Genomic DNA, 21,589 nt, shown 5'->3' with positions numbered 1-21,589 from the left:
CATGGCAGACCATGGGACGACAGCGGCAAATGAAACGGAAGGCCCGGCCGCACCGCAGAATCCGGCAGTCGGACGCCGCGGACTTTACATCCTATATGAGACGATGATCGAAGCGACGATTCGTCCCGATGGGAAGTATACGCAAGAGATTTACCTGGACGGGAGCCAACTCGTCGATAAAGCCCGATTTACGGGAGGTGTGACGGATGAAACCATTCTTGAGCTGCTAAAGAGCAGCAGCGGTCTCCGCCGGCTGGTGGACTGTATCGGGATCTCCGTTCATGCTCATGAACGAGACGTATCGAGCGCCCTATTCACATTTTGGAACTGGGGAAAAGCGAATCCATACGAAACGGGATCCCGGCAGACTATAACCTGTCCAGCCAACGGAACGGAAACGCTCTTGGTTCTGGATAACGACGAGGGTCGATATTCGGATGACCATGTTCCGGGCAAATTCGTCTTGGAGTTTGAGCGAGGGGGCGTGTTGGCAACGGCAAGCATCGTATTCTATCTTCATGACGGTTACCAAGTTCCCGAGGTTGAAGCCGACCCGCCGGTCGATGTGGAATCACAAGCATATCAAGACATGATTAAAAAATCGCTCATAAGCCCTGGCCATAACAAGCGACTAAAAGCGGCGATCGAAAAAGCGAAGCGAGGCGAGCCCGTAACCATCGCCTACATCGGTGGTTCCATCACCCAAGGGGCCGGTGCTGTTCCGCTCCATTCCCAATGCTACGCATACCAATCCTATGACCTGTTCAAGCGAAGGTTTGCACCAGCCGCCGACAGCCCGATGCGTCTGATCAAAGCCGGCGTAGGCGGCACGCCGTCGGAGCTGGGCATCGTCCGCTATGATCGGGATGTGCTTCGAGAAGGGGAGGTGCAGCCGGATATCGTGATCGTCGAGTTTGCCGTCAACGACGCCGGCGACGAAACGAAAGGAAACTGTTACGAGAGCCTGGTCCTCAAGGCTCTTCGTGCCGATCACAAGCCGGCGGTGATTTTGCTGTTCAGCGTATTCGTGAACGACTGGAATCTTCAAGACCGGCTAGCCCCCTTAGGCTGGCATTACAACCTTCCGATGGTCAGCGTGAAGGATGCGGTCACGGAACAGTTTCGATACAGCAAGGAGCAAGGCAACGTGATTACGAAAAGGCAGTTTTTCTACGACATATATCATCCGACCAATGCAGGACATCGGGTGATGGCCGATTGTTTGGGCTGGTTATTCGAGATAACCGATCGTTCCCCCACCGACGAGGAAGACTTCACGGATGTACAGCCTCCGCTGATCGGAAACGACTTCGTTTTAACGAAGCTGCTCGACCGTCTGAATGGCGACCGTTTCGCCCGCATTGATGCCGGCGGTTTTTCGGACATCGACACGGATCTGCAGACGGCGGAAATGGACGATCATGCATACGGGACGCCGCAATTTCCGCACAACTGGATGCACACGGCCGATTCCGGCAAGCACAGCTTCAAGATGATCTTCCGGAGCAAGAGTCTCATCCTTGTTTATAAAGACTCCGGCAGCCGGGAATTCGGGACCGCGAAGATATGGGTGGACGGGGAGCTGAAGAAGACCGCCGATCCGCTTGAAGTGAACTGGACACACTGCAATGCTGTGATTTTATACAATGATCCAAATTCGGATGAACATGCGGTAGAAATCGAAATGGCGGAAGGCCACGAGGATAAGCGATTCACGATTCTGGGCTTCGGTTATGTTCCATAAGGTTGTATTAGAGCACAGTTTGCCAATTCGGTGAGATTGCTTGGATATCGCCCGGCGCTAAACCTATGAACTGAAGGGGAGAGGAACATGAAGGAGAAGGCCCCGGCCGGATTCGACCGGCAACGGGAACATATCGCCAGGGGAATAATCGAAACGGTGGAATATGCATCCGAAACGGTAGGCAACTTTCGAAAGGCGACGATCTATACGCCACCAGGGTATGGCGATGATAAAACGTACAACGTGCTTTATTTATTGCATGGGATCGGTGGTGATGAGTCGGAATGGCACCGCCATGCGGATCCGCAGACGATTCTGGATAATCAATGCGCGGATGGGAAACTCGCGCCGATGATCGTCGTTTTTCCCAATGGCCGTGCGATGCCGAACGATCGGGCTGAAGGGGACCTGTTTGATCCGGACAAAGTGAAAGCATTCGAGACGTTCGAATTCGATTTGCTAAACGACCTGATTCCCTTTGTCGAGTCGCGTTATTCGGTATCGACAGGTCGGGAAAACCGTGCGATTGCGGGGTTGTCCATGGGCGGGGGGCAATCCTTGAATATCGGTTTGAAGCACCTCGACCGTTTCGCATGGATCGGCGCTTTTTCCCCGGCTCCCAATACGAAATCTCCTGAACAGCTCGTCCCGCATCCGGATGAAGCGTCGGCCGGGCTCAAATTGCTGTGGCTGTCATGCGGCGACGAAGACAGTCTTATGCCAATTAGCGACCGGACGCATGCGTATTTGGCGGAGCACCAGGTTCCACATATTTGGTTTGAGGAACCTGGCGGTCATGATTGGTCCGTATGGAAGAACGATTTGTATCATTTCTCACAGCACCTTTTTAAAGATAGCTAATGTGCAAGGAAGCCTTGCCCGTTTATGGCCGGGCTTTTTACTTTCAGCCAAAATGACCGAAAGGCGAAAAGATCATGACGTTACTTCCGAAGGAAATCATGTCCATGTTGGACAGAAAAGGTACAAAAGCCGCTGATCTGGTGCACTGGATGGAGTGTGACCGGTTGCTGGACGGCGGCTATACGGACGGATATCTCGTCTTGTCCAGGGAATATCTTCACATCTTTCGTGGCAGCGTCACTTCGAAGGAGAAGACGTTTTGGAGTGATGCAGCCCGCCGGAGCAAGGACGCTGGCAAGCCGGGGAGAGACCGTTCCGTCGATTGGGCATTGGAACGCATTCCCGTCGAACGATTGGAATCCCTGGTCATCGTTAATCTGTTCGCTTCCGGCATGGTCGTGGCCAAGGAGCGGGAAGAGCGAGTGATCGGCGCATTCACGAGCGGTCAAATGAAACAGGCCGTCCGATTTGCGGGAGCCTTCGACAAAATGAAGAAAAACGAGCGGTTGGAGGCCTTCGAACAAGACGAAGAATCGGAAGGGGCTTCCTGCCCGACATGCGGATTGATATACCCTGAAGAAGGCAGGCCATTCTGCCCGAAATGCATGAAGAGGCATGCCGTCTTCGCACGTTTGCTGTCGTTTGCGGGCAAGTATAAGCTGTCCATCTTATTTATCGTTTTGTTTATGCTGCTCAACTCGGCGACCGGTCTCGTCATTCCTTATTTTCAAGGCACGGTGCTATTTGATCAGGCGCTTGCCGGAAGTGGCGCTTTCGCGGGGAAGATCGGTCTTGTCATTGTGATCATTCTCGCATTCCGAACGCTATCGCTGTTATTCGGGGTCATGTTCGGCACCATTATCGCAAAACTGGCGGCAAAGGTCGCATTCGATTTGAAATCGGCCGTATTTACCGCGTTGCAGCGGTTGTCGCTCGATTTTTTCATGCGTAGGCAGACCGGTCATCTCATGACCCGAGTGAATAACGACGCACAGGAACTACAATATTTCTTCGTAGACGGGCTTTCTTATTTCATCGTAAATGCGTTGAACATCATCGGCATCACCGCCGTGCTTCTTTGGATGGATTGGCGGCTTACGCTGATTTGCCTGCTGCCGATGCCACTGGTCCTTTGGCTTGTCCGGAGCGCGTTTCCGAAGCTGTGGCGCTTGTCCTGGCGAAGGCACCGCAGGGTGAGCGCCCTGAATTCAATCATCAGCGATTCGGTTCGCGGCTCGCGGGTCGTCAAGGCATTCGGTAAAGAAAAGGTGGAGATCCGCCGCTTTCAGCGGGCGAACGATGCATTCTCCGGGGCCGAACAGCGTTTCAACAAATTGAGCGGAACCGTGTTCCCGGTGCTCAATTTTCTGACGCAGGCGGGCGGGATCTTGATCTGGGCGTTCGGCGGTTGGTACGTGATGCAAGGCCGGATGTCGTTCGGCGCCGTGCTGACGTTCGTCAACTATATGATGATGCTGTATGGGCCGATTCAGTTCATGAACAATATCGTCGGCTGGTGGTCCAATTGCATGGCGGCGGCGCAGCGTATCTTCGAGATCCAGGATGCCGTGCCGGATGTAGCTGAGCGTCCTGGCGCCGTTCATTTGCCGGCGATGAAAGGCGATATCGTGGTCGATAACGTTTCGTTCGGCTACGAGCCGAACAAACCGATTTTGAAGCAGGTGTCCTTGTGCGCGAGACCGGGGCAGATGATCGGCGTCGTCGGCCATTCGGGTGCGGGGAAATCGACGCTTGTCAATCTGGTGTCGCGATTGTACGACGTAACCGAGGGGGAAATCCGGATCGACGGCGTCAATGTCAAGGATCTTTCGACAGCTTCACTGCGGCGTCATATCGGGATCGTATCCCAGGATGTCTATGTGTTCTCGGGCAGCATCGCCGAAAATATCGCGTACGCCGATCCCGATTGCCAGGCGGAGGACATTCTGCATGCGGCCAAAATCGCGAATGCGCACGATTTCATCGAAAAGCTGCCGGACGGCTATGATACCCAGGTCGGATCGGGCGGTTACAGCTTGTCCGGCGGGGAGAAGCAGAGGCTGTCGATCGCCAGGGCCGTGCTGCACAACCCAAAGGTGCTCATTCTAGACGAGGCGACCGCCTCGCTCGATACGGAGACGGAGCTGCAAATTCAGCAGGCGCTCGATTCGCTTGTCAAAGGACGGACGACGATCGCGATCGCCCACCGGCTGTCCACGTTAAGGCAAGCCGATTTTTTGGTTGTGATGGATAAAGGCGTCATCGTCGAAGCGGGCACGCACGACGAGCTGATGGCGATGGAGGGCGTCTATAGGGAACTGGTCCGCAAACATGACGAAGCGCTCAGAATGAAGGGGGAGATCATCGCATGACGACGATGGACGAACATCGGGGGACGGAGCTGGCGGATGCGGCGGGCATCCGATATTTGACCCCGGATAATACGGATTTCACGGAGACGAACGGACGTATGCTATCGGTTAGTACCGGGGGCGAAGTGCATTCGCCGGTTTACGTGCATTGTTCTTTTCCGCATACGAACCAGCGCTCATTCTTGTCGATTCGTACGGCGGATAACAAGGAGATCGGCATGATCCGCCATCTTGACGATTTTCCCCAAGGCACGGCCTCCCTGATTGAAAGGCAGATGATAATCCGCTATTTTACGCCGGAAATAACGAAGGTTATTGCCGTAACCGAGGAGTTCGGCTATTCCTATTGGGAAGTTGCAACGACTGCCGGACTGTGCCGGTTTACGGTGCGAAACGGCAGCGGCAACGTCAAGTTCGCCGCGGAGAATCGCCTGCTGATTATCGACGTCGACGGAAACCGATTCGTCATCCCGCAGGTGGACCGTCTGAGCGACAAGGAATACCGAATGGTCGAAATGAGATTGTAAACGGCGGTAACGGAGGAAAATCGATGAATTTGAATTTCACGCTTTCAGAGCAGGATTTAGCGGCGGTACGGCAAGTCGTCGGAGCGGAGATCGCTTATTGCGTCCCGGCCGACCTGTCGCTGGAAGGGCGGCGGGTGGAAGGCTATCTTGCGATCGGCGGTGGCAGGTGGGCCTATGTGCAAGACGGCCAGGTGCGAGACGAGGGAAACATCGCGGACGCCAGCGATTATAAGCTGGTGCCGTTCGTTGGCAATGCAGTGCTCGAAGCCACGGAGAACGAGACGAAGCGAATCGTCGTCCGGGTGACGATGCAGCATGCGGCCAGGTACGGCTATATCGCCCAAATCTTGAATGACATGGCTGCCACTCGCCCCATCCGTATTTATCATGATGAAGCGGATCCGGTTTGTGCAGCTTGCGGACGATCGCTCGTCCCGGGTACGCGGGTGTGTCCCCGATGCATGAGCAGAACAGCCGCTTTCAAACGACTGCTTCTCGTGTCGAGAAGGCACTGGCGAGGCTTAATGCTTGGGCTTGGCGTTCTGATCGTCGCTTCGGGACTGGCGATGGCTGGACCCTATTTCCAGAAGCTACTCGTCAACGCTGCGCTGCTGCCCCCCGCCGGGCAAGAAGCGAACGTTAGGGTGTTCTTCCTTGCCCTCGCCGGGATGCTGTTCGCCCTGGCCTTCGGCGAGCTGCTCGGCATCGCCAAAAACCGGATCATGGCCAGCGTCAGTACGGGCATTGCGGCCGATTTGCGCAAAACGGTATTCGATCGGATTCAGAACATGTCGCTCGGATTTTTGACGTCCCAGCGGGCAGGAGACCTGATGAACAGGGTGACGGCCGATACGGACCGCATCCGTCATTTGATTCAGGAGATGTGCACAACGGCCATCTACCAACTGATCATCCTGGTCGCGTCAGCGGCGCTGCTCTTTACCGCCGATTGGCAGCTAGCGCTGGTCGTGCTCCTTCCCGCTCCGTTCGTTGCTTATCTGCACTACCATATTTGGAGACGCGTGCTGCACAAGCTGTTTCACAAGCAGTGGCGAATCTCCGATAAGGCGAACTCATTCCTTCACGACGTTCTAAGCGGCATCCGGGTCGTGAAGGCGTTCGGCCAGGAAGAGCGGGAAATCCGCAGATTCCGGAAATACAACGGCGAATTTGCCGCAGCCGCGATCAAGAGCGAGCAATTGTACAGCGTTTTATCGCCGATCTCGAATTATTTGATTCAGATCGGCCAATATCTCGTCCTCATGATCGGCTGCTACATGATTATCGGCCGGGAAATGAACGTTGGCGAACTGATTCAGTTCAGCGCTTACGCCGCAATGATATTCGGGCCGATCTCCTGGTTGATGTTCATGCCGCGCTGGATCGCGAATGCCGTCATATCAATGCATCGTGTATTCTCGGTGATCGACGAGCAGCCGGAAGTCATCGATGCAAAGAACGCGGTGGGCCACCGGATTCGGGGCTCGATCGAGTTCCGCGACGTTTTTTTCGGTTACCGATCGTATGAGCCTGTTCTGAAGGAAATCAACCTCACCGTGAAGCCGGGGGAGATGATCGGACTCGTCGGCCATTCCGGATCGGGCAAATCAACGACGATCAATCTGATTTCCCGTTTTTATGATGTGAACGAAGGGGAGATTCGGATCGACGATATCGATATCCGGATGATCCGGCAGGAAGATTTGCGCTCGCAGATCGGAGTCGTGCTGCAGGAGACGTTCCTGTTCAGCGGGACGATCGCGGAGAATATTCAATACTCGAAGCCGGGCGCGAAGCCGGAAGAGGTTATTGAGGCGGCCAAAATCGCCAACGCGCACGATTTTATCATCAGCTTGCCTGACGGTTACGACACGAGGCTGGAAGAGAACGGGAACAATCTGTCGGGAGGCGAGCGTCAGCGGATCGCCATCGCGAGGGCCGTTCTGAACGATCCGAGAATCCTCATTCTGGACGAGGCAACGGCTTCGCTTGATATCGAGACGGAAGAGGCCATCCAGGAGGCACTGAAACGGGTGACGAAGAATCGCACGACGATCGCTATCGCGCATCGCCTCTCCACGCTGCGCCATGCCGATCGGCTCGTCGTTCTCGACAGGGGGCGGATCGCCGAGATCGGCTCGCATCGCGAATTGATGGATAAGCGGGGGATCTATTACAAGCTGATTGCCGCCCAGCGCGGCATGTCCGGCAAGAGCGACCCTTCCGTGGTGGTATGACGCCGCCAGATGCTTACTGTGAAATAGACGGGCTGAAAGATTAAAAGCTCGTTCTGCCGACATATCGAAAGGAGGAACTCAATGAAAGCATTGAGAGGCAAACAGGTCATTTTGAAAGAGCAAGAACTGATTCGCAGGGAACGAGCGAACAGAAGCTATCTGATGAAGCTGGACAGCGGTCATCTGTTGTTTAATTATCATTTGGAGGCCGGAAGATTTCATGGAAGAACGATTCCCGAAGGTGCGCACGGCGGTTGGGAAACGCCGGTCTGCCAATTGCGCGGCCATTTTCTTGGTCATTGGTTGTCTGGTGCGGCGTTGCATTATGAAGAAAGCGGCGACATCGAATTAAAGGCCAAACTGGATGCTATTGTGCATGAATTGCATGAATGCCAACGCGATAACGGCGGTCAGTGGGTCGGTCCGATACCCGAAAAATATCTGCACTGGATTGCAAGCGGAAAAAGCATCTGGGCGCCCCAATACAATTGTCACAAAATATTAATGGGGTTGGTCGATGCCTGGCAATATGCCGGAAATCGGCAGGCCCTGGATATCGTGGATCGGTTCGCGGACTGGTTTGTCGAATGGAGCGGCACATTCACAAGAGAGCAATTCGACGATATTCTCGATGTGGAGACAGGCGGAATGCTTGAGGTTTGGGCCGATCTGTTGCACATAACCGGAGCGGACAAATATCGTGTGCTGTTAGACCGGTATTATCGCAGTCGGCTGTTTCAACCCTTGCTGGAGGGCAAGGATCCGCTTACGAATATGCATGCTAACACTACGATACCGGAAGTGCTCGGCTGTGCGAGAGCTTATGAGGTTACCGGAGACGACAGGTGGCTGTCCATCGTCCAAGCGTATTGGAATTGCGCTGTAACGGAAAGGGGAAGCCTTGCGACAGGCGGTCAAACCGCTGGAGAGGTCTGGATGCCGAAGATGAAGATGAAGGCCCGCCTAGGTGACAAAAATCAGGAGCATTGTACTGTCTATAACATGATCCGACTAGCAGATTTCTTATTTCGTCAATCTGGCGACCCTACCTACGCGCAATATATCGAGTACAATCTATACAATGGCATTATGGCGCAAGCCTATTATCAGGAATATGGTTTGACTGGTAGTCAGCATAACTATCCTAGAACCGGCCTGCTGACCTATTTCCTCCCCATGAAGGCCGGTCTGCGCAAGGAGTGGAGCACGGAAACCGACAGCTTCTTCTGCTGCCACGGCACGATGGTTCAGGCGAATGCGGCCTGGAACATGGGAATTTATTATCAGGACGGGGATATCGTCTATATCAGTCAATATTTCGATTCCGAGTTGGACGCAAGTATCGCTGGAACCCTCATACGGATCGTACAGACGCAGGACAAAATGAGCGGTAGCCTCCTATCCTCGTCTAACACGGCCGGGTACCAAGCTATTAATGATACAGCGTCGATAAATGAAAATATACCTACTTTTCGCAAATACGATTTCATTGTATCTGCTGCCGCACCGACAACGTTCACGCTCCGCTTCCGCATACCTGAGTGGATCATGGCGGGAGCATCCGTGTACGTCAATGACGTTCTGCAGGGGACGACTCTGGACAGCGAGAACTTCTATGACATTCACAGAGCATGGAAGGAAGGCGATACCGTCTCGATCATGCTGCCAATCGGCATTCGGTTTGTTCCGCTACCGGACGACGAACGAACAGGTGCCTTCCGATACGGTCCAGAAGTGTTGGCAGGCTTGTGCGAATCAGAACAGCAGCTCTATATGAGGGATGAGGATATTGCGTCCGCTATCGAGAACGAAAATGAACGTGAATGGGGGAGTTGGCGGTATTTCTTCAAGACAGTCAACCAGGAACCTGCCATCACGTTCAAACGAATTCGGGATATCGGGTACGAACCTTATCAAATTTACTTCAAAGTAACGCGTACAAAATTATAGTGAAGAGAGAAAAATAAAATATTCTGTGTGTCCAGCCGATCAACATCCATTCCTGCGATAGATCTAGGCTGATGACTAGTACGATCAAACAGGCGGATACTGAGATCGGTAAAATTGCCATTTCCGTAATGGAGATTTGAGAGATGTAAGCTGTCGGAGGTCTCATATAACGTTCCTGTTCGGCGGGACGACCGGAGTGAATATTCATTACTCGAAGCCGAGTGCAAAGCTGGAAGAGATTATTCTTGAAAAGCCTTATCCGTTAGGAGGGAAGGAGCAGCGTATGGAAAATGAAATTCTCAGCGTTCTCTGCTATACGAGAGAACCGCTTGAACCGGAAATCTATTCCCCGAAGCTTGCATATAGCATGCATCTCGCTTACACCGAAGACGGGATGAGTTATCGGGAGCTTAATCACAACTCGGGGGTGCTGTTCGCTAAAGCCGCCGAGCTCTCAAACGCCACGCTGTCCGCCAAGAGTTTGAAGAATCCGTACCTGTTCCACTTGGCTGACGGAAACTTTGGCGTACTGGCCATTCGGACGGAAGCGGACGGTTCTCCCGATCAGCAGAGCAAGGGCTCAGTGCTTTTGTTCACTTCCCCGGACTTGCTGCAGTATCGGGAGCTCGGTCTGTTGAACCTAACGAACGGGCTTCATGTACAAGATATCATGTGCGAATATGAACATGCTTCCCGAAGGTATATCCTTCGTTGGCGTGAAGAAGACGGAAGGTATTATCAAAGGGAAATGGCGGATGTGACATGCCCGGACGACGCTGCCAAGCCGAAGCCGTGCGAAGCTTTCACGCTAAGCCCGAGACGCGTCGACATTGAAGGAGCAGTGCCCCGCAATGCGATACGTGTATCGCGAGGCGTGGCTCAGAGGCTGATTCATAAGCTTACGGTACCGGTTCATGTGCGTAATGAACTGCCGGAGCGTGTGGCCGTTACGTCCAAAGAACAGTTACAAGCCGTTAAAGTGACGGCGATATACAGTGATGGCACAACCGCGATCAAGCCGATTGAGTGGGATGCGTCCGAGATCGATTGGAGCCGTCCCGGAACTTATCGCATTTCTGGAAGCATTCGGCAGGATCGCTATACGTTTCCGATGGCGACGAACCGTGCCGACCCTTGCATTGCGCAGTGGGACGGAAGGTATTATTTTGTCGCGACCAATGATGCCGACGGCAACCATACGATATCGATCCGGGAGGCGGATTCCATATTCGGTCTGGTCTCGGCAGAAGAAACCAAAATCCTGGATACAGGCATGCATGATCATCTGAAGCGATTTCTGTGGGCGCCTGAACTTCATGGCATCGGCGGCGATCTGTATATTTTTCTTGCCGGCTGCAGCGGCGAATTCAAAGACATTCAATCGCATGTTATGCGGTTAAAGAATGGCGGCAATCCGAGAATGGCTGCGGATTGGGGGACCCCAATCCGGGTCGCCAGGAATGACGGAAGCCCGCTGTTTCAAGCCGGCATAACGCTGGACATGACCGTATTAGAGCGGAAAGGCCGTTTATATGTGCTCTGGGCGCAAAGGGAATTGGTACCGCATGACCTGGGCTCGTGGATCTATATCGCCGAGGCGGATCCGAGGGAACCGTGGAGACTGTTATCGGAGCCTGTCCTGCTGTCCAAGCCCGATTACGGCTGGGCGAACAATCAAACGTTCGTGGAGGAAGGGCCCTTTGCACTCATGACAGACCGGAAGATCTTCGTGACGATATCCGGTGCTCTGGTCGATGCCACGTATTGCGTCGGCATGCTCAGCGTCAATTCTGACGCTGATTTGCTTGACCCGAACCAATGGACGAAGCGAAATTAGCCGCTGCTAACCTCCAGAAGCGTGCCGGGCGAATACGGGCCAGGACACAATTCTTATGTGAAGGACGAGGAAGGAACGATCTGGAGCGTATATCACGCTCGTCCAGGCATTGGCCAACCCCGCTGCTCGGGTCTCCGTCGCGTGCATTTCGACGTTGACGGTGAACCGATGCTGGGCTTGACGGAAGAGAAGGACCTGAATCCAGCGCTTGCGTCCGTATACCTGGATGTGCAGGTGGAAGCATTGGTGGAAGACTGACGGAACAACAACTTTTCTGGGTTTGTGCGAATTGTTGAACATGAAGAACAAAAGAAGCGCCGTGTTCCCGTGTGCGGGTACGCAGCGCTTCTTTTGCGTTTTGACGACGTGAACCCGAGGTTAATCCTTTGCCAATGATGAATTCAGATTGGGCACACCGTATAGCCGATGCTCAAGCGCTTTCCACTTTCCGGCCCTTTGCGTTGCCCAGAGCATCAACACTTTTAGAATTTACAAATCATGTTTAGTTTCTCTCTGGTCCGTTAACGCAAGCAGTTATATGATCTTGGTAGCTACAAAATGTAAGCGCTGCAACATGAATGCAGCCATGACCAAGGGAGGGGAATAACGCATGTGGATGCGAAAGATCAGCCTGCTGTTCTGCAGTCTGATTCTGGTGTTCATGATGGCATGCAGCAGCGGTTCGGGCGGTGATCTGAAGTTGAGCGAACCCGGCATAGCGAATGAGGCCGTCAACGAGCCTGCAGTGAAAGACGAGGAACCGGCAGACGAACCAAGCGGCCAGGAAGACATATCCGGTTCGCCGGAAATGGATTTTGATATGGGCGGCAGCACCATCAAATGGGTGTCCTGGTATGACGAGTCCATTCAGGAAGACAACCCTGACAACATTAATCGGAAACGAAATTTGGAAGAGTTAATGGAAAAGCATAATTTTAAAATGGAATACGTAACCGTGGATTTCGGCGAGTATCAGGACAAGGTGACAGCTTCGCTGGTAGCGGGCGAACCGATCGGCGATATCATCCGGGTTGCAAGGCCATGGATGATTCCGACGCTGGTAAATCAAGGTTTGTTCGCGCCAGTGGATGAATATACCAAGAATGAGAAGGTATTCATACAGCAGTACACGAACGAGTACTCCCAATACGAAGGAAGAGGCTACGGATTTCGGACCGGCATCAACGGCGCATCATCCGGCATTTTCTATAATCGCACGCTAATGAATCAATTGGGCATAAAGCCGTTGCAGGAATACGTCAACGAAGACAACTGGAACTGGGACACATTCATTCAAGTCGCGAAAGAAGCGAACAAAGATTCAAATAACGACGGCAAGTTGGATATTTGGGGGCTTGCAACCGCTTCCCTTCTGGTTCCTGCCATGGCTTCGAACGAGGCGAATCTGGTCATTCTCGATCAGCAAGGACTCGAGGATCCAAAAACCTTGGAAGTATTGAACTTCTTATCGCGACTTGCAACCGAGGCGGTTGGCAGGCCTACGGAAGGAGGGGACTGGACTGAGGCGGGCCAATTTTTCCGCCAAGGCAACACATTGATGCTTGCCGGCAGCGACTATGAAATGGAGAACTTCAAGCAGGACATGCCGGATTACGATATCGGCTTTCTTCCATTCCCGAAAGGGCCAAGCGCCACAGGGTATCATTCGCATAATACGATCCCGAACTATCTGACGATTCCAAGCGCGGTAGAACACCCCGAACGCCTGGTTTACATTTACGAGAAAATCAACGATATCGACTCAATCTACGATTATCCGAAACAATCCACGCTGGAAACACTATTCAGCAATGAGGACGATATTCAAAATGCCAAGATGGCCGGTGAGAGCATCAAAGTAGTTGATACCAACGCCGGGTATCCATCGATGCCTTATTACGAATTTACAGGGGAAATTCAGGAAGGCATCCCGGTATCAACGGTTGTCGAGAAATACAAAGCGCCGTTCCAGGCCGCGATTGATACAGTTTGGAAAAAGTGAGCAGGGATCGTCAACCATAACAGCTGCCCTCGCATCCTCTTTCGATTAGGAGGGCGGCTTCAGGTAAAGCCATTCGTGTTGGAAAGCGATTTCGATTAATGCCTCTTAATGGCAGAGGGAGGATAGCCTTTCGATTCCTTGAACACTTTGCTGAAATAGGAAAGGTCATAAAAACCGCAGCATTCCGCGGCTTCCGTAACAGTACAATTGCCCGTCGCCAGCATGATTTCAGCATTATTTACGCGAACGCGCTGCAGGTATTCCTTGTAGGTCGAACCGGTGTTCAGCTTGAATAGCTTTCCAAGGTAGACGGGGTGGAGATTGAGCTGCTCGGCAAAATCGTTTAACGTCAAGTCTTCCGCATAGTGCTCTTCGATGAATGCTGTCAGTTTCTTGATCCGCGGATCCATCAGCATCGTCGTTTGGCGATGCATGCAGCGGAGCAGCCGATGGAGAATGAGTTCGAACAATGCGCGCGCATGGATCATATAAAACGGTTGTTTATTCATCCACACGAGGTTGAACTCACGGATGTAGGAAAGAATCTCCTTGGTGATCAATTTCTTTGTGACCACGCCAAACGGAAGCCGGATATAATTATGCGGCTCGGCCCAGAAAAAATTGAACGGATACGCATGCATGGGCGACTCCTTACATGTATGGGCTTCTCGTACGCTTCCTCCGGGAACGTATATCAGGTCGCCTGCTTCAACTGCAAATTTTTTGCCGTTAATGTAGTAGTTTGCCCGGCCCTCAACAACGAACGTCAAATCATGAAATCCGATTCGGGACTTCTGAATTTTCCAATCCGGATAACATTTACGGTCTACGAACAGAAAGATATTCGGTACGAGATGAGGGTGATATTCAAGCTCCATGCGAAAATCGCCTCCTTTTAAAAAAATTGTAACGTCCTAATGAACTTTTACAACCTGTGATTGGATTGTAATTTTACCATGGAATCGCCGCTTGCTATTATCGAAATTTTCAGCTAAGAAAGGGAATGATTGAATGATCACGTTAACCGGGTTTGCGGATGAGATCTCCCAGGATTTGGAGGAACAGCTGGATGTCCTTGAATCCGAAAGCATCCGTTATCTTGAGCTTCGAGGCGTATGGGGGAAAAACGTGCTGCAGTTGAGGGAAGAAGAGTTGTCTGGCATAAAAGAACGATTATCGCAGCGGGGGGTCGGAGTCTCCTCAATCGGATCGCCGATCGGGAAAATCCAAATCACCGACGACTTTGAACCTCATCTCGAACATGCCAAGCATGCCGTTCGTTTGGCTAAGTATTTCCAAGCGCCTTATGTCCGCGTGTTTTCCTTTTACATTCCCGACGGAGACCACGAGAAGTATCGGCCAGAGGTAATACGGCGCATGCTTCGGCTCGCTCAGTTGGCAGAGCAGGAAGGCATTGTACTGCTTCATGAGAACGAAAGCCATATTTACGGAGACACCGGCGAGCGATGCTTGGAGTTGCTTCAATCAGTTTCGTCCCCCCATTTGCGGGCGGCGTTCGATCCTGCGAATTTCGTGCAGTGCGGCGTGAAACCCGTAGGCGAGGCCTACCCATTGGTCGGCGACTATACGGCGTATATCCATGTCAAAGACGCCATAATGGGGAAGGGGATGGTCGTGCCCGCAGGCGATGGTGACGGCGAGCTACGTCTGCTCCTTCAAGAGCTTTGCCGCAGGCGGTATTCCGGCTTTCTGTCTTTGGAGCCGCATCTGCGGGCCGCCGGAAGGTTCGAGGGATTCACCAATCCCCAACTATTCGTCGAGGCTTCCAAAGCGATAAAGCGATTGCTAGCTGTGGAAGGGATGGAGTGGAATTGAAAGGTCGGATATGAATTCAACCGAGTGCATCCTGACACGAATCCAAAAAAAAATTTTTGGGAGGAGCAGTCTCATGAATCGTTTCTTGATTTCACGTTATAAGAAAGCCATAAGTGCATGTTTGGCCCTTGTCCTTGCGTTGTCCCTTTTGCCGGCACCTGGCGATGTTGCCGCAGCCAGCGACGCCGTTGTGAATGTATCGTCGGAGAAACAAGTGATACGCGGTTTCGGAGGCATCAACCACCCGGCATGGATCGGAGATTTGACGGCAGCACAGAGAGAAACCGCATTCGGAAACGGAAACAACCAGTTAGGATTCTCGATATTAAGAATCTACGTGCACGAAGACCGAAATCAGTGGTACCGTGAACTGGATACGGCCAAACGAGCGATTGCCCTTGGAGCTATCGTATTCGCTTCGCCATGGAATCCGCCCGCCGACATGGTCGAGACCTTCAACCGCAACGGCGATACGTCGGCAAAGCGACTTCGCTACGACAAGTATGCCGCGTATGCCCAGCATCTTAACGATTTCGTAACCTACATGAGAAACAATGGCGTGAATCTTTACGCGATTTCCGTCCAGAACGAGCCCGATTATGCGCATGACTGGACGTGGTGGACGCCGCAGGAAATGCTTCGCTTTATGAAAGAAAATGCCGGATCGATCAACAGCAGAGTGATCGCACCGGAATCGTTCCAATATCTGAAAAATATGTCGGACCCGATTCTAAATGATCCCCAGGCGCTTGCCAATATGGATATTCTTGGCGCTCATCTGTACGGTACCCAAGTTAGCAATTTCGCGTATCCACTATTCAAACAAAAAGGAGCGGGAAAAGACCTCTGGATGACCGAGGTGTATTACCCGAACAGCGACAACAACTCGGCGGATCGCTGGCCTGAAGCCTTGGATGTGTCTTACCATATCCACAATGCGATGGTAGAGGGAGATTTTCAAGCTTACGTATGGTGGTATATCCGCAGATCCTACGGTCCGATGAAAGAGGACGGCACGATCAGCAACCGCGGCTACAATATGGCTCATTTCTCCAGGTTTGTCCGTCCCGGCTATGTCAGGGTGGATGCTTCGAAAAATCCAGAAACGAACGTTTACGTATCCGCCTATAAAGGCGACAACAAAATCGTTATCGTTGCCATAAACCGGAACAACTCCGGGGTCAATCAGAACTTTGTCCTTCAGAATGGATCCGTTTCGCAGGTATCAAGGTGGATCACGAGCAGCAGCAGCAATCTCCAGCCAGGAACGTCTCTCAATGTAACAGGGAGCAATTTCTGGGCTCATCTTCCCGCGCAAAGCGTTACGACTTTTGTGGGTGAACTCGGACGGTAACACATCGTCTACGGTACTGTTAACAAAGCGTATGATAAGGGCTGTCTTCAAGTCACAAGGGTGACTTGGAAGGGCAGCTCTTTGTTCTGGGCTGGTAATCAGTAAGGAAATCCACGAAGTGCCGACACAGAGCTCGCAGTGGTTCCTGCCAAACCCCTTAATGTTTATATTAACTCCGATTGATCATATTGCCTCGTAAAGGAATTTGCGTCCTTTCGCTCCTAGCCTATTGCCATATCGTATGCAATTGTACTCCGAGGAAGGAATTGTACCTTTTTCTTGCGAACAGTCAAGTGTATCATCGAATTGCTTCATATTTGAAAACGCTTTCTATTGAGGAGGGTACATATGCAGCGTTTATGGTCCAAGTTCTCCCCGGTGTTCCGCAGATTTCTGATTTCCTACCTGATTGTGCTGTTAATCCCCCAAATCGCAGGTTATGCATCGTACAGGGCTTCGATTGAAGTAGCAAAATCAAGCTCGATCGAAAACAGTCTGAGTTCATTGAATCTGGGAAAAGAGATCATCGAGCGGCATCTGGTGGAGGTGGAAGCCTTCACGAAGCAGCTTGCGATCAATCAGGATTTATATCGTCTGATCGCCGATCCCAAGCCGCTCGACAGCAACAACGTTTACGGCTTGGGGAGGATGCAGCGCAGTCTGTCCATGTACAGCAGCACGAACGATTACCTGTCTAATTTCTTCATCTACATACGCAATTATAACGCCATTATTACGCCGAGCACCGTCTATTACCGGCCTGAGCATTATTACGAGGCGAATCGGCTTGAAGGAATGACGTTCGAGGAATGGGAAGAGGCCGTATTAAAGAAACCTCATCTAAATGAGTTGATTCCGCTTAAGAAATATAGGCGGGAAATCCGCGATACGGTGTTTGTCGAAATGCCGGCAGTCACGTTTCTGCAGTCGATACCGCTTAACAGCTTCAACAATCCACAGGCGATGATCGGCGTTATGATCGATGAAGATCATATGGGCAGCCTGCTGCAAAACATCGTGGACCAATACGGCGGCTGGGCGGTGGTTGCGGACCGGGAAGGCAGCTTGATCCTGTCCCGCGGCATCGGCGAAGAGGAAGCCAAGCGCTTCTCCGAAGCTCCGGGAGACGAGAACGGAGAAGTCAGCCCCACGGGCGACGGCAAACTGTTGATTACCATTCGGTCCGACCTGAACGGGTGGACCTATATGGCCGGAATACCCGAGCAGGTGCTGTTGACGAAGGCCGACAAAATCCAGCGGGTCACGACGACGTTTACGCTGGCTGCGCTGGTCATCGGTTTGCTGATCGGACTTGTGCTCGCGTACCGGCACAGTGCTAAGCTCCATTCGCTCCTGTCCGTGTTTCGCGAGCAAAACCACATTTCTCGGGAGAAGATCGGTAACGAGTATGATTTCCTGGCCGGCAATATCGCGGCGCTGATCGCAAACAATGAATTGCTGGAGTCTTCACTGAACGATCAGCTCCCGCTGCTTAGGGATGCGTTTATCAAGCGGCTGCTGACAGGCGACTTCTATACGCTGCGCGAGATCGAGGCGGTCTCCGGTCAAACCGGAGTCCGCCTCCGCGGCGAGCATGGACGTGCAGGCATTCTAAAAGTTGCCGGATATGGCAGCGCTGACAGTGAGGAAATCATCCAGGAACTCAGCGTCGCAAGGTTGATCGTCCGGCAGGGCTTGAGCCGGCTGGAATCCGATGTGCTGGTTACGGACTGGGGTTCGGACCAGATCGCTTTCGTGCATGCGCTTGCCGGAGAGCCGCTGGACGATTTACATCGTCGCCTGGAAGCCGGTTTGCTCGAACTAGTCGATACCGTATATCGGCAGCATCGATTGTCGATCACGATCGGGCTGGGTTCGGTGTTCGACGCGTGGAACGGCGTAGCTGACTCGTTCAACGAAGCGCAGCAAGCGTTGGAATATGCCGTCCACACTGGGGCAGTCGGCATCACCCGGTTCGAGGATGCGATGAAAGCAACGGAGCTGTACTATTATCCGATTGAATCCGAACAGCGTATGCTCAATACGCTTAAGGCGGGTGAACTGGAGGAAACAAGCCGCCTTCTTGACCAGCTGTTCAGCCGGAACTTTGAAGAAAGGGAGCTGTCGTACGATATGACGCAGCAGTTTGTGACGGAACTCAAGGGAACTTTTTTGAAGCTGGCCGAACAAAAAATATTCCACGACGAGTCGTTGACCGACCATATCAAGGAACAGATCGCGGCCGTTACGACGACGGACGGGGTCGATCAGCTCAGGGACAGATTCGGGAAGCTCATTCATGATATCTGCATGGACGTCCGGAAGAAAAAATGCGACATGCATGCCGAGACCGTGGGTGAGATCATCCGCTATATCCACGAGCGTTACTCCGACGCAGAGTTGACGCTTTATCGTATCGCGGAGCATATTGGCAAGCCCGAAAAGTATATCTCCCAAATGTTCAAGGAACATACGGGAACGAATCCTTCGGACTACGTTGAGCTGGTGAGGATCGGCAAGGCGGCCGAGCTGCTGCAGGAGAACATATTGACGATTGACGAGATCGCCGCGCAGGTGGGGTATAACAGCGCCCATTCATTTCGGAGGGCCTTCAAGCGGGTTCGCGGCGTGTCGCCGAGCACATTCCGGCAAATGGCCGATTAAGGAGACGGCGATCTCGCCAATCTTTTGCGTAAAAGGGAGGTCAGCCGTCTGCTTAATCAAAGGGGATCGAACGTGTTGGCGGACGTTTTTTAATCGAATCCGCCTAATGAAAAACCTAGTAAAATCAAGGCTTAGAAAGCATCCGTTTCCGAAATTGTACGGCAAGGGAGAAAGTGTGCCTTTACGAAGCCGAGCGTGCAATTTTATGATTACGCACAAGAAAGCGCTGCCAAATAAGTTCTGGCTTCATTGGCAGCTACTCATCGAAGGAGGGATGGAACTGAGTACTCTATTTTCCAAGTCCAAAACGGTCAGAGCCCCGAGCGGCAAGCGCTCGGAAATCGGAAGAGCCGCCTATCGAAGCTTCAGAAGACATTGGCAACTGTATCTGCTGGTCATTCCGCCGGTCTTGTACTTCATCATCTTCAAGTACTTGCCCATGGCAAACGCCGTGCTAGCATTCAAGAATTATAACGTAATGAAAGGGATTTGGGGGAGTCCATGGGTCGGCACACAGTATTTCGAGATGTTTTTTCGCAACCCTGCGTTCGTGACACTGATCAAAAATACGCTGTACATTTCGTTCTATCAATTGATCGTCGGGTTTCCGATCCCGATTCTGCTGGCGTTGGCCTTGAACGAGGTGAAGAGCGCAAGGTTCAAAAAAACCGTGCAGATGGTCACCTATGCGCCATATTTCATCTCCACGGTGGTCATGGTGTCCATCATCATGCTGTTCCTGTCCCCACGTCTTGGGATCGTGAATACCATTGCTGGCGCGCTTGGCTTTGAAGCGGTCAATTATCTTGGAGAGCCTGGCATGTTCCGCACGATCTACGTGCTGTCCGATGTATGGCAAACCATGGGCTATTCCGCGGTGATTTATCTTGCTGCTCTGGCGGGAGTGGACCCGTCATTATATGAAGCGGCCAAAGTGGATGGCGCCAATCGGTTCCAGAAAATCCTGAACGTCGATCTTCCCGGCATTCTGCCGGCCGCGGTCATCATTCTGATTCTCAGTGTAGGCAACATCATGGCACTCGGCTTCGAGAAAATGTACTTATTGCAGAATCCGCTGAACTTGTCCTCGTCCGAGATCATTTCCACGTATGTGTACAAAATCGGATTGCTGAACGCGAACTACAGCTTCGCCACGGCGGTAGGATTGTTCAATTCCTTGATCAATCTGGTGCTGCTCCTAGTCGTCAACGCCATTGCCAAGCGGGCATCCAATACCAGCCTCTGGTAAATTTCACGAAAGGGGGGGAGTGACATGAACGCATTGCGGGCCCATTCCGGAAGCCGACGGAGCGTGAGGATCAAGGAGTCGCTGGGGGACCGTATTTTTCTGAGCGTAACCTACATCTTGCTGATCTTGGTTTTAATTGCCGTCCTGTATCCGCTTATTTACATCGTAAGCTCGTCCCTGAGCAGTCCAAGCGCCGTCTCTGCAGGCAAGGTGTGGCTGTGGCCGGTCGACGTATCGCTGGCAGGGTACGAGGCGGTGTTCCGAAACGGCCAGGTGCTGACAGGCTATGCCAATTCGCTGTTTTATACCGTTGCCGGTACGTTCATCAGCGTATCCCTGACCATCATGGTCGCTTACCCGCTGTCGAAGAAGTCGTTTTTCGGCCGCACGCCGCTTATGGTTTTCATTACTTTCACCATGCTGTTCTCCGGCGGGTTGATCCCGACCTATCTGGTCGTCAAATCGATGGGCATGATCGATACCCGCTGGGCGCTGCTCATTCCGAATGCCGTTTGGGTATGGCAGGTCATTATCGCCAGAACCTTCTTCCAGACCTCGATCCCGGATGAGCTTTCCGAGGCGGCAGACATCGACGGGTGCAGCGACATCCGCTACATTTTCAGCGTCGTTCTTCCGCTTGCCAAACCGATTATCGCCGTGCTCTCGCTTATGTACGCGGTGGGGCAGTGGAACGCCTATTTCGATGCCTTGATCTACTTAAAATCGCAATCGCTCTATCCGCTTCAGCTCATTCTCCGCAGCATTCTCATCCTGGGAAGCGGAACGGGCAATATGGACGCCGGGGAGATGGTGAAGCAGCAGCAAATGGCCGAGCTCATGAAATACTCGCTTATTGTGGTGGCAAGCCTTCCGGTGCTGGTGATCTATCCGTTCGTGCAGCGCTATTTCGTGCAAGGCATGCTGATCGGCTCCGTGAAGGGCTGATCGTGGGCAGA

The 21,589-nt window shown here is 52.5% G+C and carries 15 protein-coding genes; 14 read left to right on the top strand and 1 reads right to left on the bottom strand.

What is annotated here, in order from left to right; genetic code table 11:
• Position 1: 1 nt before the first annotated feature.
• The 9 genes from GYMC10_RS16315 (at position 2) to GYMC10_RS16280 (ending at position 13,530) form a co-directional block, all read left to right on the top strand.
• A complete protein-coding gene (locus GYMC10_RS16315; protein ID WP_015735520.1) occupies positions 2-1,744 on the top strand; it encodes an SGNH/GDSL hydrolase family protein in 1,743 nt (580 codons plus the stop codon).
• Between the two features lie 87 nt (positions 1,745-1,831).
• Positions 1,832-2,605, top strand: a complete 774-nt coding sequence (locus GYMC10_RS16310) for an alpha/beta hydrolase (RefSeq protein ID WP_015735519.1) — start codon at positions 1,832-1,834, stop codon at positions 2,603-2,605.
• Positions 2,606-2,709: 104 nt separating this feature from the next.
• Entirely contained in the window at positions 2,710-4,977 is a 2,268-nt protein-coding gene (locus tag GYMC10_RS16305) for an ABC transporter ATP-binding protein (RefSeq protein ID WP_261979270.1), read from the top strand.
• A complete protein-coding gene (locus GYMC10_RS16300) occupies positions 4,974-5,504 on the top strand; it encodes a DUF1854 domain-containing protein (RefSeq protein ID WP_015735517.1) in 531 nt (176 codons plus the stop codon). Before GYMC10_RS16305 ends, GYMC10_RS16300 begins: the two co-directional genes overlap by 4 nt.
• 23 nt (positions 5,505-5,527) lie before the next feature.
• Entirely contained in the window at positions 5,528-7,741 is a 2,214-nt protein-coding gene (locus GYMC10_RS16295; RefSeq protein ID WP_015735516.1) for an ABC transporter ATP-binding protein, read from the top strand.
• A gap of 81 nt (positions 7,742-7,822) precedes the next feature.
• Positions 7,823-9,691, top strand: a complete 1,869-nt coding sequence (locus tag GYMC10_RS16290) for a beta-L-arabinofuranosidase domain-containing protein (RefSeq protein ID WP_015735515.1) — start codon at positions 7,823-7,825, stop codon at positions 9,689-9,691.
• Between the two features lie 283 nt (positions 9,692-9,974).
• The gene (locus GYMC10_RS16285) at positions 9,975-11,528 is read left to right on the top strand and encodes a family 43 glycosylhydrolase (RefSeq protein ID WP_261979269.1); all 1,554 of its coding nucleotides are present in this window, start codon (positions 9,975-9,977) and stop codon (positions 11,526-11,528) included.
• Between the two features lie 57 nt (positions 11,529-11,585).
• The gene (locus tag GYMC10_RS33045) at positions 11,586-11,786 is read left to right on the top strand and encodes a hypothetical protein (RefSeq protein ID WP_261979268.1); all 201 of its coding nucleotides are present in this window, start codon (positions 11,586-11,588) and stop codon (positions 11,784-11,786) included.
• A 352-nt stretch (positions 11,787-12,138) separates the two neighbouring features.
• Entirely contained in the window at positions 12,139-13,530 is a 1,392-nt protein-coding gene (locus tag GYMC10_RS16280) for an ABC transporter substrate-binding protein (protein WP_015735514.1), read from the top strand.
• A gap of 95 nt (positions 13,531-13,625) precedes the next feature.
• Here the strand turns inward: GYMC10_RS16280 and GYMC10_RS16275 are convergent, their stop codons facing one another.
• Positions 13,626-14,408, bottom strand: coding sequence for a helix-turn-helix domain-containing protein (locus GYMC10_RS16275; RefSeq protein ID WP_015735513.1), 783 nt, complete (start codon positions 14,406-14,408; stop codon positions 13,626-13,628).
• A gap of 133 nt (positions 14,409-14,541) precedes the next feature.
• Between GYMC10_RS16275 and GYMC10_RS16270 the strand changes: the two genes are divergently transcribed.
• From GYMC10_RS16270 to GYMC10_RS16250, 5 genes are all read left to right on the top strand, one after another.
• Positions 14,542-15,366 carry a sugar phosphate isomerase/epimerase family protein gene (locus GYMC10_RS16270; RefSeq protein ID WP_015735512.1) on the top strand — a complete coding sequence of 275 codons (825 nt, stop codon included), beginning with the start codon at positions 14,542-14,544 and terminating at the stop codon, positions 15,364-15,366.
• Positions 15,367-15,451: 85 nt separating this feature from the next.
• A complete protein-coding gene (locus GYMC10_RS16265) occupies positions 15,452-16,720 on the top strand; it encodes a glycoside hydrolase family 30 protein (RefSeq protein ID WP_041622197.1) in 1,269 nt (422 codons plus the stop codon).
• A gap of 348 nt (positions 16,721-17,068) precedes the next feature.
• Entirely contained in the window at positions 17,069-19,384 is a 2,316-nt protein-coding gene (locus GYMC10_RS16260; RefSeq protein ID WP_015735510.1) for a helix-turn-helix domain-containing protein, read from the top strand.
• A 274-nt stretch (positions 19,385-19,658) separates the two neighbouring features.
• Positions 19,659-20,633 carry an ABC transporter permease gene (locus GYMC10_RS16255; RefSeq protein ID WP_176502406.1) on the top strand — a complete coding sequence of 325 codons (975 nt, stop codon included), beginning with the start codon at positions 19,659-19,661 and terminating at the stop codon, positions 20,631-20,633.
• 24 nt (positions 20,634-20,657) lie between these two features.
• On the top strand, positions 20,658-21,578 hold the full coding sequence (locus GYMC10_RS16250) for a carbohydrate ABC transporter permease (RefSeq protein ID WP_015735508.1): 921 nt from the start codon (positions 20,658-20,660) through the stop codon (positions 21,576-21,578).
• Positions 21,579-21,589: the final 11 nt, after the last annotated feature.

Source organism: Paenibacillus sp. Y412MC10, assembly GCF_000024685.1.
Taxonomy (GTDB): Bacteria; Bacillota; Bacilli; order Paenibacillales; family Paenibacillaceae; genus Paenibacillus_AQ; species Paenibacillus_AQ lautus_A.
This window is presented reverse-complemented; position numbering and strand designations above follow the sequence as displayed.